Source organism: Dolichospermum sp. UHCC 0352 (genome assembly GCF_009711925.1).
In the GTDB taxonomy this organism is placed as follows: domain Bacteria; phylum Cyanobacteriota; class Cyanobacteriia; order Cyanobacteriales; family Nostocaceae; genus Dolichospermum; species Dolichospermum lemmermannii.
This window is the reverse complement of the sequence record NZ_VIKY01000300.1, coordinates 1-13,627: the sequence shown is the minus strand read 5'-3', so window position 1 is coordinate 13,627 and position 13,627 is coordinate 1. Positions and strand designations below refer to the sequence as shown.

Here is a 13,627-nt window from a genome sequence, read left to right as displayed (position 1 = left end):
CAACCCAAAAACCCATGATCTTCCTAGAACTAGTCTTGCAAAACTTCGGTCCTTATGCTGGAAAACAAATCATCAACCTCAACCCCCAAATTGACGAAGATAACGCCCGCCCAATTATCCTTTTAGGAGGAATGAATGGCGGCGGAAAAACCACCCTCATGGATGCCATTCGCCTCGCATTATATGGACAACGCGCCCAATGTTCAACCAGGGGAAATTTGAGTTATAGTGATTTTCTTACCCAATGTGTAAATAGTAAAAGTACCCCTACAGAAAAGACTAGAATTGAATTAGTTTTTGAACATATTGAAGAAGATAGACCAATAAAATATCGCGTTGTCCGAACTTGGGAAAAAAATCCTAAAGACGGAAAAGACCAATTAGGAATATTAGGAGATGATGAAACATGGCCAATTGATTCATTAGTAAATATTTGGGATGAATATATAGAAAATATTTTACCTTTAGGTATTTCTAATTTATTTCTCTTTGACGGTGAACAAGTTAAAGAACTTGCAGAACAGGAAATACCCCCGCCCATAGTTGTAGATGCTATTAACGGACTTTTGGGTTTAGAATTAGCTGATAAATTGGCAATTGATTTAGAGATATTAGTAAATCGCAAAAAACGGGAATTTGCAGATACTAAAGATTTAGAAAAATTAGCAGAAATAGAAACCCGACTTCAGGAAAAACAGGCAGAATATGAAAACAATCAGATAAAACTAGCAGATATAAATATTCAAGTTACAGAATTAGAAAAAGTTCATGAAGAGGCTTTAGATAGATTTGTGAATGAAGGTGGTAAAATTGCTGCTGAACGTAGTCAGTTGGAACAACAAAAGGAAGAGAAAATTAAAGTTGCGAATAATGTCCGTGAATCTTTGTGTGAACTAGCTGCTGATGTTTTACCTTTAGCCTTAATTAGTCCTTTATTATCTCAAGTGCAAAGACAGGGAGAAAAAGAACTGAAAACTCAACAAATTCAATTAGCGAAAGATGTCTTAATTGCTAGAGATGAAAGATTATTGAATTGGCTACAACAATTAAATCTAGAAAATAATAAAGTTACTAATATTCAATCTTTTTTAGCTGAAGATATCAATAACTTATATACCAATAACTTATCAACAGAAAATAATTGGTTAAATGGAGATGAAGAAAGTTTAAGTTTACTTGACAATATAACTTATCGTTTACAGGTTTCCCAAAACACCGCCCAAAAGCAATTAGATGAATTAACTAATTATGAAGAAGAAATTCTCACCTTAGAAAGACAAGTACAAACTGCGGCTGCACCCGAAGAATATACAAAACTACAAAAAGCAGTAAAAGAGGCACAAACTGAATTTAATAAAATTAAATCTCAGTCAGACATAATGACTCAAAAACTGATAGAATTAGATACAGAAACCAAAAAATTGAGACAAGAACTAAATGAATATACTGTACAAAATATCAAATATCAAAATAGTGAACATATTATTGATTCTGCATTAAAAGTTCAACAAACATTAAAAGTATTTCGAGAAAGATTGACTTTGAGAAAATTGAATAAATTAGAAGAAGAAGTCAAAAACTGTTTTCTATATTTATTACATAAATCAGACCTAGTACATCGCATAGCTATAGACAGCAAAACCTTCGGCTTATCATTATATGATTTAAACGGAAAACAAGTCCCCAAACATCGGCTTTCCGCCGGTGAAAAACAACTATTAGCGATCGCATTTTTGTGGGGATTAGCCAAAGTATCAGGAAGACGCTTACCTATCGCCATAGACACCCCATTAGGAAGACTAGACTCCTCCCACCGCAACAACCTAGTAGAAAGATACTTTCCCTCAGCCAGCCATCAAGTAATCCTCCTTTCCACTGACACCGAAATCGGCAAAAAAGAATATCAAAACCTGAAAGAAACCGAAGCCATAGCCCGCGAATACCTACTCCAATATAACTCCAACAAAAGAGAAACCACAATCAAAGCCGGTTATTTTTGGTAAACTCCAACTCCTCTTAATTTCTTCCTTTGCGTCTTTGCTCCTTAGCGCCTTTGCGCGAAACTCAATTCATATTTTTTACCAAAATCATGGAATCACCAATAGAAAGAATCAAACTTTCCCAAACAGCCAAAGAACAACTCCTAAAACTCAAACGCAGCACCAAAATCGAACAATGGAACATATTATGCCGGTGGGCGTTTTGTCGTTCCCTTGCAGAAGCCGCCGCACCTTCCCCCGTACCTATCCCCCAAGATAGCAACGTCGAAATGACATGGCGGGTTTTTGGGGGAGAAATGTCCGATATTTTACTTTTAGCCCTCAAACAACGCTGCTACAACGACGGATTAGATACAGATAGAGAAACCCTAATTACGCAATTTCGCTTACATTTACATCGAGGTATTGGTTACTTAGCCGGAGATCAGAATATTAAGAAAATTGAAGATCTAATTGAACAGGCCACAAAAAAAGTAAAATCCTGATTTTGCACTTATTGTATGAAAGAAATTCAAGCACTCCGACAGGCCTTCCAAAGCCAGAAAATGGGTGCTTTATTATTACTAGGTTTTGCATCAGGTTTACCACTATTCCTCACGAGTAGAACCCTACAACTATGGATGCAAGATGCCAAAGTTGATATTGCCAAAATCACCTTATTTGGGTTATTAAGTTTACCTTATTCCTTAAAATTTCTCTGGTCGCCCCTATTAGATAGATTTACACCACCATTGCTAGGTGGGAGAAGAGGTTGGTTAATTATTACCCAAATTGGGTTAGTATTAGCGATCGCTGCCCTTGCCCTTCAACAACCAGCCCAAAGCGAACAAGTATTACAAATCCTCGCCATCAATTGCCTGATTATTACCTTCCTCAGCGCCACCCAGGACATCGCTGGTGATGCCTACCGGACAGACATTTTAAACCCCCTAGAGGCGCAGCCAGGGGCATCTGTGTGGGTATTAGGCTACCGGATCGCCCTATTTATTACCAGTTCCCTCGCCTTAGTCTTAGCAGATTACTTACCTTGGAATGTCGTATATTTGCTCATGGCAGTGATTATGGCGGGAAGTATATTTACTACTTTGTGGTCGCCCGCAGAACACAAACTACAAAATAAAACACAACTAGCCCCCATTTCTGGCAAAGACGTGATTTTTATAGTCATGATCACGTTACTAGTAGCAGGGTTAATAGCTGGCGTTTTTGTCGGCTTCATTCCCCAACCTGTATTTTATTGGTTATTAGCAGGATTATTAGTGGCTTGGATAACGACATCCGTATTATTACCAAACTCCCTCCTAAATGAAGTTAGCGAAGATAGTCCACCTGAAAACTTACAAACAGCTATTTTCCTGCCCTTTAAAGAATTTTTTCACCGCTTTGGTATCAAACAAGCGAGTTTAACACTAGGTTTTATATTACTTTATAAACTAGGTGATTCCCTCGTCGGCATCACAGCCAACTTATTTCTGAGAGAAATAGACTTTACCAAAACCGAAATCGGCGCAATTCAAGCTGGGATGGGATTTCTTGCCACCACTGTCGGCGTATTAGCTGGGGGTGTGATCATGACCAAAATTAACTTAAATCGCAGTTTGTGGGTATTTGGGGGGCTGCAATTATTGAGTAACTTAGGTTATTATGCCCTAGCGATAGCTCCGCGCGCCGAAGGCATCGCTGATAAAAAAGATTATTCCCTGTTAGTCATAGCCGTAAACATTGAAAACTTCTCGGCTGGATTAGTCACAGTCGCTACAGTCGCCTTTTTAATGCGTCTCTGTAACCACCGATTCACAACCACCCAGTTTGCGTTATTCTCCAGCCTCATGGCCATTAGTCGAGACGTACTTTCCGCACCCGCAGGAAGTTGGGCAAAAGCCACAGGTTGGCCGACATTTTTCTTACTTTCTCTTGTGGCGGCGCTACCTGGTTTGCTACTATTACCTATTGTTGCCCCTTGGAATCCCAAAGTATTGGCAGCAACTAGACCAGGACTAGAAGAAGAAGATATATGGGAACACAAGTAGTTATTCTGGTCGGTACATTCGTTCTGATAGTCACAGGTCTATTACTGGGCTATGTCCTCTCACAATTAGTTTTACAAAATCTGGCTTTTAATTTCCTCACACTCTTGGGAACTATTAGCTTGATTCTAATTTTTGGGACACTTTATTACGTATTATTTTGGCAACTGCGCCGTGAACCGCTGCAAGTTATCAGTCCCACCATCCCCAACCAACCAGATGAAGAAGTGACCGGCAACTACCTCAAAAATCGCCTCATCGCTAGATTATCTGGGGACGTAGCGGCAGCGGAAAGACTAATTGAACAAGCCAAACAAAACGTTCCGGGAATGCCCGAAAATTGGTACTGTGAAAAAGTCTTAAATGAATTAGACCAGGATCAGCAATCATAGAACCTCGCGGTAAGTGGGAAACTCAGACACTTTAGTGCTGAGAGGAAAACGGCACGAGCGGTTTTAACCGCTGTGGTATTTTCTACTCTAGCTTGTATTCTCTGATCAATCTTTGCGTAGCCGATGACTGAGACACTCCCCAGTTTGCGGCAATTCTTTCTAACTTTGCCTTATCTTCGTCAGACAAATAAATAACAGTTCCTTTTTTTCTAGACATACACTCAATCTGCTATTAATATGATATGATTATATTGTCACAGCATTGGCGGTCGAAACAATGTCTAAACTCAATGTCTAAACTCAAAAAGTCAATGGGAGTACAGGAGATTTTGTTGTCTCCCGATCATGAAACAAAAGCGGTATTAGATTATCTCTGTCAGCAGTCAGGGAAGTTGTACAACAGCGGTATTTATTTCGCTAGACAAACTTTTTTTAAAACTGGAAAGTTGTTAACGGGTAAATTTGATTTAGCTTACGAACCTTCAGTTTCTAAAACTATGGTTGCGAAATCTTTGCCTTCTACACCCGCACAACAAACTTTATTGTCTGTAATTGAGGCATTTAAATCATTTAAAGAATTGCGTTCTTTGTTTCTTAAAGGACAATTACACTTTCAACCCAAAGTACCCGGATATCTAACAAGTTCTAAACTTTTTAAAGTCGCCTATCCTAATAGCGGTGGACAAAAACCAACTCTAGTTAATGGACAACTTAGATTTTCGTTGGGATTAACAGTTAAAAGATGGTTTGGAATTTCTGAATTTTTTCTACCAATGCCGTCAAATTTAAACATAGCAAATGTTAAAGAGTTTACTATCATACCTAAAAATGGTACTTTTTATTTAGAGATGTCTTACGAAGTTGAGAAACAACAGCATGATTTAGACATTAATCAAGCTCTGTCTATTGACTTGGGAACGGCTGATAATTTAGCGGCTTGTGTTGATACATTGGGTAATTCCCTATTGATTGATGCCCGGTCAATGAAAGCCATGAATCAGCTTTGGAACAAGAAAATATCAACAAGAAAAGAGGGGAAATCAGAAGCTTATTGGGATGCTTGGTTAGACCGTGTAACCCGTAAACGTAACCATCAAATGCGTGATGGTATTAATAAAGCAGCGAAACTAATTATTGACCATTGCTTAAAATATGGCATTGGCACATTAGTAATTGGTTGGAACGAAGGCTTTAAATCTAATGCCACCATGGGTAGAATCAATAACCAAAAGTTCGTTCAAATGCCTTTGGGTAAACTCAAAGATAGGTTGAAACAACTTTGTGATTTGCACGGTATTAGATTTCAAGAAACTGAAGAAGCATATACGTCAAAAGCTAGTTTTCTAGATGGAGACTCCCTACCCAAGTATGGCGAAAAGCCAGAAGGGTGGAAAGCATCAGGAAAGCGTCTTAAACGTGGCTTATATCAGTCAAGTAATGGCTCAATAGTTAACGCCGATTTAAACGGCAGTGCGAATATTTTAAAAAAAGTAGCCAGCAATCTAAGCTTAGACTTAGGCTTACTGGGTAGACGGTGTTTGACGACCGTAGCGAGAATCAGGCTTTGGGTGTTACCCAAGTCTATTCTGTCCGCAGAATCTCAGTGGCTTGGCTCCCTGAGAGTGTCAAAGCCATGCTTTGCTAAACCCAAATAATTGCTAGAATCAGTTCAATAACTTCTGCTATTTATTTACAATCAACAACATGGCTATTCTTCGTCAATACATCGCCCCAATGCTGGCAATCTTGATATTTACCTTTGCCTTAGTAGCAGTCAGCGCCCGCATCTTTTTACCCTCCGATATGGCAGCCCCTGCCCCCATTGGGATAATAATTAAGTAATTGGGGAATAGGTCTATTGTGAATTTACTTCCAGGCTATTCTTTTCGCCAAGGTTCTACTCTCGATAAAGCCCTCTTGGTTAAGTTTATGCAAAGGAGTTACCAAGAACAATTCCCTGATCAAGATTTTTCCCACTTGGCACATACAGTTGAGCAATACTTCTGTCGTGATACCCCTGTATGGTGGGTTTATGAAGAGGCAGGGGAGGTAGGGGAGGTAGGGGAGGAAATTCTTCACCAATTACCAATTACCAATTACCAATCACCCGTAGCTTGTTTATGGGTGGGGAATGCGATAGATCAGGTTAGTGGCGATCGCCATCCGCATATCTTTCTCCTCTACGTCATCCCAGAATATAGACACAGAGGCATTGGTAAAGGATTGATGGCTTATATAGAAGATTGGGCTACACAAAAAGGTGATCGCCAAATCGGACTACAAGTATTTCAATCAAATACACCCGCATTAAATCTTTATCATCAACTTGGTTATCAAGAACAATCCCTCTGGATGGTAAAATCACTTGAGTTAGGGAACTCTTAACAGGGAACAGGGAACGGGGAATAGGGTTACAGTGAAATAATTATGTACGACGAATACGAACTCAGCCTACTCGATACCGAAGCGGAGCTAGGAAGCCCCTTAGATAAAATAGAACCACTTGCTGATGAATCAGAAGTGGAAAAACCTGATCCCGAATTAATGCTGGTACTTTTAGAAAATCCCCAGCCTCAACAACGGATGTTAGCAGCGCGTGCTTTTTGTGATATTCAAGATGAACGGGCAACACCTTATCTCATCCATCTTCTAACAGATAATTGTCCCCTAGTGCGAGTCAGTGCAGCCTACGGTATTGGCCGCAACCCCGCCAAGGAAGCCGTAGAACCGTTGATTATGCAACTTAACCGCGATTTTAATGGTTATGTTCGTAAAGGTGTAGTTTGGGCTTTGGGTAATTGCCGCGATCGCCGTTCCTTAGCACCCCTCACTAATGCCCTGAGAACCGATATTCCCGCCGTCCGTCTCTGGGCAGCCAGCGCCCTAGCACAGATGACAGAAGTAGGTTATGAAGCCATCGTCGGCGCAATTCCTGCCCTAATTGAAGCCTTAGTTACAGACCCCATCGCCGCTGTGCGAAGTAACTCCGCTTGGACAATTGGCCAGCTTTGTAAAGAACTACCATCTAACGTCGTCTATGCCACAGCTATAGACGCATTAATCCAAGCTTTTGCCGAAGATAAAGACTTAGGAGTGAGAGCAGATACCAAAGCCTCACTTCTAGGCGTAGGAGATCCTCGCGGTTTACAATTAATCGAAACCCTCGAACAAGAAGGATGGTTTTAGGAGGAATCAGGAGTCATTAATAAAAAATCATCAAAATCATCAAAATCCCAAAAATCACAGTACAGACTGATTGCGTCCCTGTTGTTTAGCTCGATAGAGTGCTTGATCAGCTTGTTCAATCAGGTTTGATGGTGATAATTCGGAAGTAGGTATCAAACTGCTAATGCCGATACTAATAGTAACTATATTACTTACTTTCGAGGCTTGATGAGGAATTGCTAAATCTTGAATTGCAGTATGAATTCGTTGAGCGATCACCATCGTCCCATCAATGTCCGTATTGGGTAAAATAACCACAAATTCTTCCCCACCATAGCGAGCCAATAAATCCGCCGGACGGAATATAACCTGTTGTACAGACTGAGCAATTTTAATCAAGCATTCATCCCCTAGTAGATGACCGTAGGCATCATTATAGCGTTTAAAATAATCAACATCAAATAACAATAAAGATAAAAATTCCTGTTCTCGGTATAGTCGCTGCCATTCTTGCTCTAAACGATGATCAAAACAGCGACGATTGGCAATTTGCGTTAACCCATCAATATTGACTAGTTTTTCCAGTTCCTGATTTGCTAATCTGAGGTTATATTCTGCTTCTCGCAAAGCTAATTCTACTTTTTTGCGTTTGCTGATATCTTGGGACGTTCCTAAAGTTTGCTTTAGCCTACCATCCGCAGTTCTAGAAAACACCATATCTCGACTATAAAGCCAACACCATTGCCCTTGAGCATTCTTAACGCGATACTCTACTTCCACGAACTCACGATCTTGCAGACTATCAAGCTGTTGCATGGACTGATAGACCAGATATAGATCATCGGGATGACAAATAATAGGAAACAAGTTAGCTCCCATGGACTGAATCGCTGTGGCAGAATAGCCCAATATTTCGGCAACAGAACGATTTATGTAAACATTACGCTGTTCGATATGGTCGTAAATATACAGTAGGTTTGGCGTTAGTTCTGTAATCTGTTCAATAAAATGCTGACTCGCTCGCAGTTGATCTTCTATTTGTCTGCGCTCAGTCATGTCTTGGGTTGTGCCAAACAGCCGAATCACTTGTCCTTGGGCATTGAGTTCGGCCTTGCCTCTAGCTTCTGTATACTGAAAAGAGCCATCTGCCTTGACAACCCTCAGTTCCAATTGATAGGATTCTCCTGTAGAGAGCGATCGCTCAACTGCCTGGTGTAACTGTTCGGCATCTTGGGGATAGTGAAGCCGGAGAATTTCTTCGTAAGTAGGTTCACCCAGTGTCTGGTCACGTCCTAAAATCTGGAATAGCTGAGTAGACCAAGTAATTTTACCTGTGATCACATCATAGTCCCAGTTACCAATGTGAGCAAGCTGCTGGGCTTCTAACAACATAGCTTCACTTTTGTGCAAGGCGATTTCTGTCTGTTTGCGTAAACGAAGTTCATCGTAGAGATCGCTAACATCTCTGATGACACCAATCAGACAATCCTGTTCACCCAAGTATTGCACCTTAGCTGAGATGAGAACGGTTTTAGTTTGCTGGGATTGAGTACAAATTACCAGTTTAAAATTGACGATACTGCCTTCATTAATTAGTCTCTCTTTGAAGTGGTGTAAATTCTCTATATTCTTCCACAATCCTAATTGCTCACTGGTTTTGCCAAGGATATTTTCTGGTGTATCTCCCCAAAATTGGCAAAAACTTTCATTAACATTCAAAAATTTTCCTTCTGCTAAGGTGGCAATCCAAACAGGGTCAGGAGTAGTATGAAAAATGGTCGAAAATTTAGTTTCTGATTCCTGAAAAGCTTTTTTGACTTGAGTGGACATCTGGTTAAAGGATGTTGCTAAAACCTTGAGTTCTGCAATTGTTATATCTTCAGATAAAGACTCTTGCCATACTCCTTTGGACATAGCTTGACTAGCTCGACTCAAGCGTAAAATTGGTTTAGCTATCCAGTTTGCAGTGAAACTACCCGTTCCCACAGCAATTAGCAGTGATAAACTACAGATAATCAGGGTTCTGTGGGCATTAGCATGAATTTCTGCCATAAATTCCGATTTCGGAATCACCGTCACCACGAGCCAATCTAAGCCGTAATCGTCGCGGTATGGTGTCACTCTCACAAAGAGTTTTTGTGACAAAGACGGGTGAAAAAGTTGGGTTTTGGAGATAGCTTGCAAATTGCCAAACCGCTGGATTAAATCCTGAGTTATGTCACGAATCACAGGTTCACGGCTATGCAGGGCTTGTAATCTTGTCGCTTTGCCATTGACAGTAGGGGCAGAAGATTCACCTTGGGAACTAGCAACAATCAACCCTGATCGCTCGATAATAAAAATATGACCTGATTTTCCATAATCCAGTTTTTTCAGAAATTCACTAATGTGCGAAAGTTCGAGATCAATACCAAGTACACCTAATAATCCTTTCTGCTGGTCATAAACTGGAGTGCTGGCGGAAATGCAGATGCGACCAGGTACATTTGCCCATGTATAAATAGAACTCCAAATCGGTTTACCAGCTTTGGCCGCATCTAAGTACCAGGCAGCATTATTATATTGCGGGTTTTTGAGAGTAGCTACTAACTTGAGGCGATTTCCTTGGTTATCTACTGAGTAGCTGAGGCTTTTGCTTTGGTCCGATATGGGAATTTCTCCAATGTCGAATTTATTACCCAGCCCATAACCAGCACCGATAAATCCTCCCTCTTTAGTGCCAAAGTTAACATAGGCAAAATTGAAAGATCGCACCTGACGATAAAAATATTTTCCCAGGGCGTTAAAATCATTTAAATCTAAGACTCCTGACTCGAAAGCATCTATATTAGTGCGGTTGATTTCCTGGGCTTTGCCTAAATAACTATTTAAATGTTGTTCAATGCGATTATCTACCTCGGTAATTAATTGATCTGCTAGACTTTCCACAGCCTCCTGTCCACTACGGTAGGAAAAATAACCCACCAGTGTTACTACCACCACGGTTTGCAAAACAAATGGCACTATCAACAAGGTTTTTAGCGGGACTTTGATGAATATTTTAGCGAACCAATTAAGAGAGGGAGAATTCATAAAACCTCGCGGTAAGTGGGAAACGAGCCGCCCAAACCCTCTTCACTCTTGCCTCTTGCCTCTTGCCTAGTGCCATAACGACGATTTTCAATGCTAACCTACTTAAATCTATTCTAACCATTAGGATAAATAAATAAAGATTTATTGGTCAATAAGAGCTTCTGGAATTCTAATGCAGGTAATGGTGGACTACAGATAAAGCCTTGAATAGCATCACAGTTATTTTCTCGTAAAAATGCTAGTTCTGCTTCAGTTTCTACCCCTTCAGCAATAATTTTTAGCTGCAAATCATGTCCTAGTTGAATCAAGTTTTTTGTAATTGCTGCTTTGCGGTAATCATCATTAATATTTTGGATAAAATCACGATCAATTTTGAGTGTATCCATTGGTAATTGCTTGAGAGTAAGCAATGAATTATTACTAACACCAAAATCATCCAGGGCAATCTTTACCCCTAAAGAGCGTAGTTTATTCATAGCTACTCTTGCCATATCCACATCTTCCATAATCATTCTTTCTGTTAGTTCAAGCTCTAAACAATTTGATTGAATATTATGGCTAGATATCAAATTGATAATTTGGGGAATTAAATCTGGTTGATTAAATTCAATTGATGCAAGATTAACCGCTATGGTTAAGTTATAAATGCCAATATCTTGCCAAGTTTGCATTTGCTGACAAACTCTATTTAACACCCATTTACCAATATCAATAATTAATCCATTGGTCTCTGCTAAAGGAATAAATTCCTGTGGTGATACTCTTCCTAGTTCCGTATTTGTCCAACGTAATAGACTTTCTGCGGCGGTAATTTTGCCAGTATTAATATCGGTAATTGGTTGATAATGAAGCTCAAAATCTGCAAAATTTTTCTCTCTTATTGCTATTTTTAAATTATTTAAAACCAACTGCATTCTTGGTGTTAATTTATTAATATTAGCCAATAAATTCTTCTTTAAATTTGCATAATTTTTCAACTTATTTAGGATAGCACTCAATAATTCAGCCCTGGTAAATGGCTTAGTCAGGTAATCATCTGCTCCCATATTCATCCCTTGACGGAAATCAGATTTAGCCGAGTTAGCAGTTAAAAAAATGAAAGGAATAGTTGATATTGATGGCTCTTGCCGCAATGCTGTTAATACGCCATAACCGTCTAATTCTGGCATCATCATATCACAGAGAATTAAATCTGGATATTCTGACATAGCCATATTTAAGCCTATTCTCCCATTAGCAGCAGCAACAACTTCAAAATTCTCAGATTCTAGCAAATCTAATAGATGTTCCCGCACTGATTTTTCATCTTCAATAACTAAAATTTTTGTCTTTCTATTCATTAGTCAGTTGCCAGTTGTCAGTTGTTATACTCAAAACGGTTGGGACATGGACTTTTGTAAAATCACGAAAAACCTAGATTTGTAGGGGTTTAGCATTGCTAAACCCCTACCCGCTTAAATCAAATAATTAAGCCGTGTTGAGTATGGTTGTCGAATAGGAAAGACTTTGGTAAATCATCAATCCTATTGAAGACAAGTATTGATTAATTCCTCAACTCCCGCCACAGGGAAAATACTGACATTTAATTGTTGGGATACTTCTGCAACCGTCATATCATCTAAAAATACCAGTTCCCCATGTTTAAGCATGACACTAGGTAATAAAATTCCCTCTCCTAGATCTTGTCCTTGAAGATTTAACAGTAAATCATGTCCCGTTAATAACCCAGTAACACTGATACTCTGTCCCCAATAATCGCTACATAAAGCCCGCATATTCACTTCTAACCCTTCTACAGTATTTAATTGTTGTACCAGGGGTTGAAATGCTATTTCCACTGCATTACCGACAACCCAAGTCAATCTGCGTTGGTTGGTAATTTTCGGTGGTAATAACTCAGTTGCAGTTTGGGTAAATTGTTTAATAAATAAGCGAATTGAACCCACACCATTATCAATTTGGGGATACTCTTCATATTCAGCTTCGCTAGGTAATTCTTCCCCGGCAATTAAAAACCATTCATCAGCTAACCACACTACACTAGAATTATATTTTTTGCGAAATTTCTGAGAGAGTAATTTAACTTGAGAAATTACCTCTTGTGCTTTTTCCTTAGTTACAGGTATGAGTTCATCTTCCTGGGGACGAAATCGCGTTAAACCCACGGGAACAACTGCTATTGATGCTACTGTTGGTAATTCTCCAGGATGAAAAGATGTTAGATCTTGTAATGTCTTTTCTAAATGTTCACCATCATTTATCCCTGGACAGACAACAACTTGAGCATGAATTTGTAATCTTCGTTCTTGAAACCAGCGAATTTGTGATAATATTTCTCCACCCCGATTATTTTTTAAAAGTCTAATTCTTATATCTGGTTCTGTAGAATGCACGGAAACATACAGAGGTGATAATCGCATTTGTTCAATTCTTTGCCATTCTTTCGCGGTTAAATTCGTTAAAGTTAGATAAGAACCATATAAAAAGCTTAATCGGTAATCATCATCTTTTAAATATAAACTAGTCCGTTTTCCCGGTGGTTGTTGATCAATAAAGCAAAAGGGACAACGGTTATTACACTGAATTAAACCATCAAATAAAGCTGTTGAAAATTCCAGTCCTAAATCATCATCATAATCTTTTTCAATTTCGACATGATGGGTTTTCCCTGTCGCATCTAAAACTTCTAGTTCCAGAATTTCATCAGCGCACAAAAATTGATAATCAATTAAATCACGAGGTTGTGTGCCATTAATGGCCACAATCGCATCACCGGCTGTAAAGCCAATTTCCTCCGCAATTGAGTCAGCAAGCACCTTGGTAATTTTAGCAGGTTGAATGGTAGTCATGAGTTAGTTGTCAGTTGTCAGTTGTCAGTTGTTAGTAGGGGCGAAGCATTCATTTGGAAGATAAATTATCGATCTGTCAGTTGTCAGTTGTTAGTTGTCAGTAGGGGCGAAGCATTTGGAAG

General features: G+C 39.4%; 11 protein-coding genes. 8 read left to right on the top strand and 3 right to left on the bottom strand.

The features are described 5' to 3' along the window. Positions 1-14: 14 nt before the first annotated feature. The 8 genes from dndD (at position 15) to FJR06_RS21715 (ending at position 7,605) form a co-directional block, all read left to right on the top strand. Positions 15-2,003, top strand: coding sequence for a DNA sulfur modification protein DndD (gene dndD, locus FJR06_RS21750; protein WP_168652262.1), 1,989 nt, complete (start codon positions 15-17; stop codon positions 2,001-2,003). A gap of 86 nt (positions 2,004-2,089) precedes the next feature. Beyond that, complete coding sequence (gene dndE / locus FJR06_RS21745) at positions 2,090-2,485, top strand: DNA sulfur modification protein DndE (RefSeq protein WP_168652249.1); 396 nt, start codon at positions 2,090-2,092, stop codon at positions 2,483-2,485. A 15-nt stretch (positions 2,486-2,500) separates the two neighbouring features. Beyond that, positions 2,501-4,030: an AmpG family muropeptide MFS transporter gene (locus FJR06_RS21740; protein ID WP_015079900.1), complete on the top strand. Its 1,530-nt coding sequence runs from the start codon at positions 2,501-2,503 to the stop codon at positions 4,028-4,030. Next, on the top strand, positions 4,015-4,419 hold the full coding sequence (locus tag FJR06_RS21735) for a hypothetical protein (protein WP_015079901.1): 405 nt from the start codon (positions 4,015-4,017) through the stop codon (positions 4,417-4,419). Before FJR06_RS21740 ends, FJR06_RS21735 begins: the two co-directional genes overlap by 16 nt. A 311-nt stretch (positions 4,420-4,730) precedes the next feature. Further along, complete coding sequence (locus tag FJR06_RS21730) at positions 4,731-6,074, top strand: RNA-guided endonuclease TnpB family protein (protein WP_015079902.1); 1,344 nt, start codon at positions 4,731-4,733, stop codon at positions 6,072-6,074. A 49-nt stretch (positions 6,075-6,123) separates the two neighbouring features. Next, entirely contained in the window at positions 6,124-6,261 is a 138-nt protein-coding gene (locus FJR06_RS21725) for a hypothetical protein (protein WP_168633480.1), read from the top strand. 18 nt (positions 6,262-6,279) lie between these two features. Beyond that, complete coding sequence (locus FJR06_RS21720) at positions 6,280-6,804, top strand: GNAT family N-acetyltransferase (RefSeq protein ID WP_168652248.1); 525 nt, start codon at positions 6,280-6,282, stop codon at positions 6,802-6,804. 42 nt (positions 6,805-6,846) lie between these two features. Continuing rightward, the gene (locus tag FJR06_RS21715) at positions 6,847-7,605 is read left to right on the top strand and encodes a HEAT repeat domain-containing protein (protein WP_015079904.1); all 759 of its coding nucleotides are present in this window, start codon (positions 6,847-6,849) and stop codon (positions 7,603-7,605) included. Between the two features lie 54 nt (positions 7,606-7,659). On the opposite strand, the gene FJR06_RS21710 is transcribed toward FJR06_RS21715, so the two are convergent. From FJR06_RS21710 to FJR06_RS21700, 3 genes are all read right to left on the bottom strand, one after another. Further along, positions 7,660-10,656 carry a diguanylate cyclase domain-containing protein gene (locus FJR06_RS21710; RefSeq protein ID WP_015079905.1) on the bottom strand — a complete coding sequence of 999 codons (2,997 nt, stop codon included), beginning with the start codon at positions 10,654-10,656 and terminating at the stop codon, positions 7,660-7,662. A gap of 113 nt (positions 10,657-10,769) precedes the next feature. Further along, complete coding sequence (locus FJR06_RS21705) at positions 10,770-11,996, bottom strand: EAL domain-containing response regulator (protein WP_015079906.1); 1,227 nt, start codon at positions 11,994-11,996, stop codon at positions 10,770-10,772. Positions 11,997-12,179: 183 nt separating this feature from the next. Then, positions 12,180-13,505, bottom strand: a complete 1,326-nt coding sequence (locus tag FJR06_RS21700; protein ID WP_015079907.1) for a TIGR03279 family radical SAM protein — start codon at positions 13,503-13,505, stop codon at positions 12,180-12,182. Positions 13,506-13,627: the final 122 nt, after the last annotated feature.

Bases quoted from the DNA above. Each gene is read 5' to 3' on its own strand.
- FJR06_RS21740 (WP_015079900.1), top strand. From the start codon at position 2,501: ATGAAAGAAATTCAAGCACTCCGACAGGCCTTCCAAAGCCAGAAAATG.
- FJR06_RS21735 (WP_015079901.1), top strand. From the start codon at position 4,015: ATGGGAACACAAGTAGTTATTCTGGTCGGTACATTCGTTCTGATAGTC.
- FJR06_RS21725 (WP_168633480.1), top strand. From the start codon at position 6,124: ATGGCTATTCTTCGTCAATACATCGCCCCAATGCTGGCAATCTTGATA.
- dndE (WP_168652249.1), top strand. From the start codon at position 2,090: ATGGAATCACCAATAGAAAGAATCAAACTTTCCCAAACAGCCAAAGAA.
- FJR06_RS21715 (WP_015079904.1), top strand. From the start codon at position 6,847: ATGTACGACGAATACGAACTCAGCCTACTCGATACCGAAGCGGAGCTA.
- FJR06_RS21710 (WP_015079905.1), bottom strand. From the start codon at position 10,656: ATGAATTCTCCCTCTCTTAATTGGTTCGCTAAAATATTCATCAAAGTC.
- FJR06_RS21705 (WP_015079906.1), bottom strand. From the start codon at position 11,996: ATGAATAGAAAGACAAAAATTTTAGTTATTGAAGATGAAAAATCAGTG.
- dndD (WP_168652262.1), top strand. From the start codon at position 15: ATGATCTTCCTAGAACTAGTCTTGCAAAACTTCGGTCCTTATGCTGGA.
- FJR06_RS21730 (WP_015079902.1), top strand. From the start codon at position 4,731: ATGGGAGTACAGGAGATTTTGTTGTCTCCCGATCATGAAACAAAAGCG.
- FJR06_RS21700 (WP_015079907.1), bottom strand. From the start codon at position 13,505: ATGACTACCATTCAACCTGCTAAAATTACCAAGGTGCTTGCTGACTCA.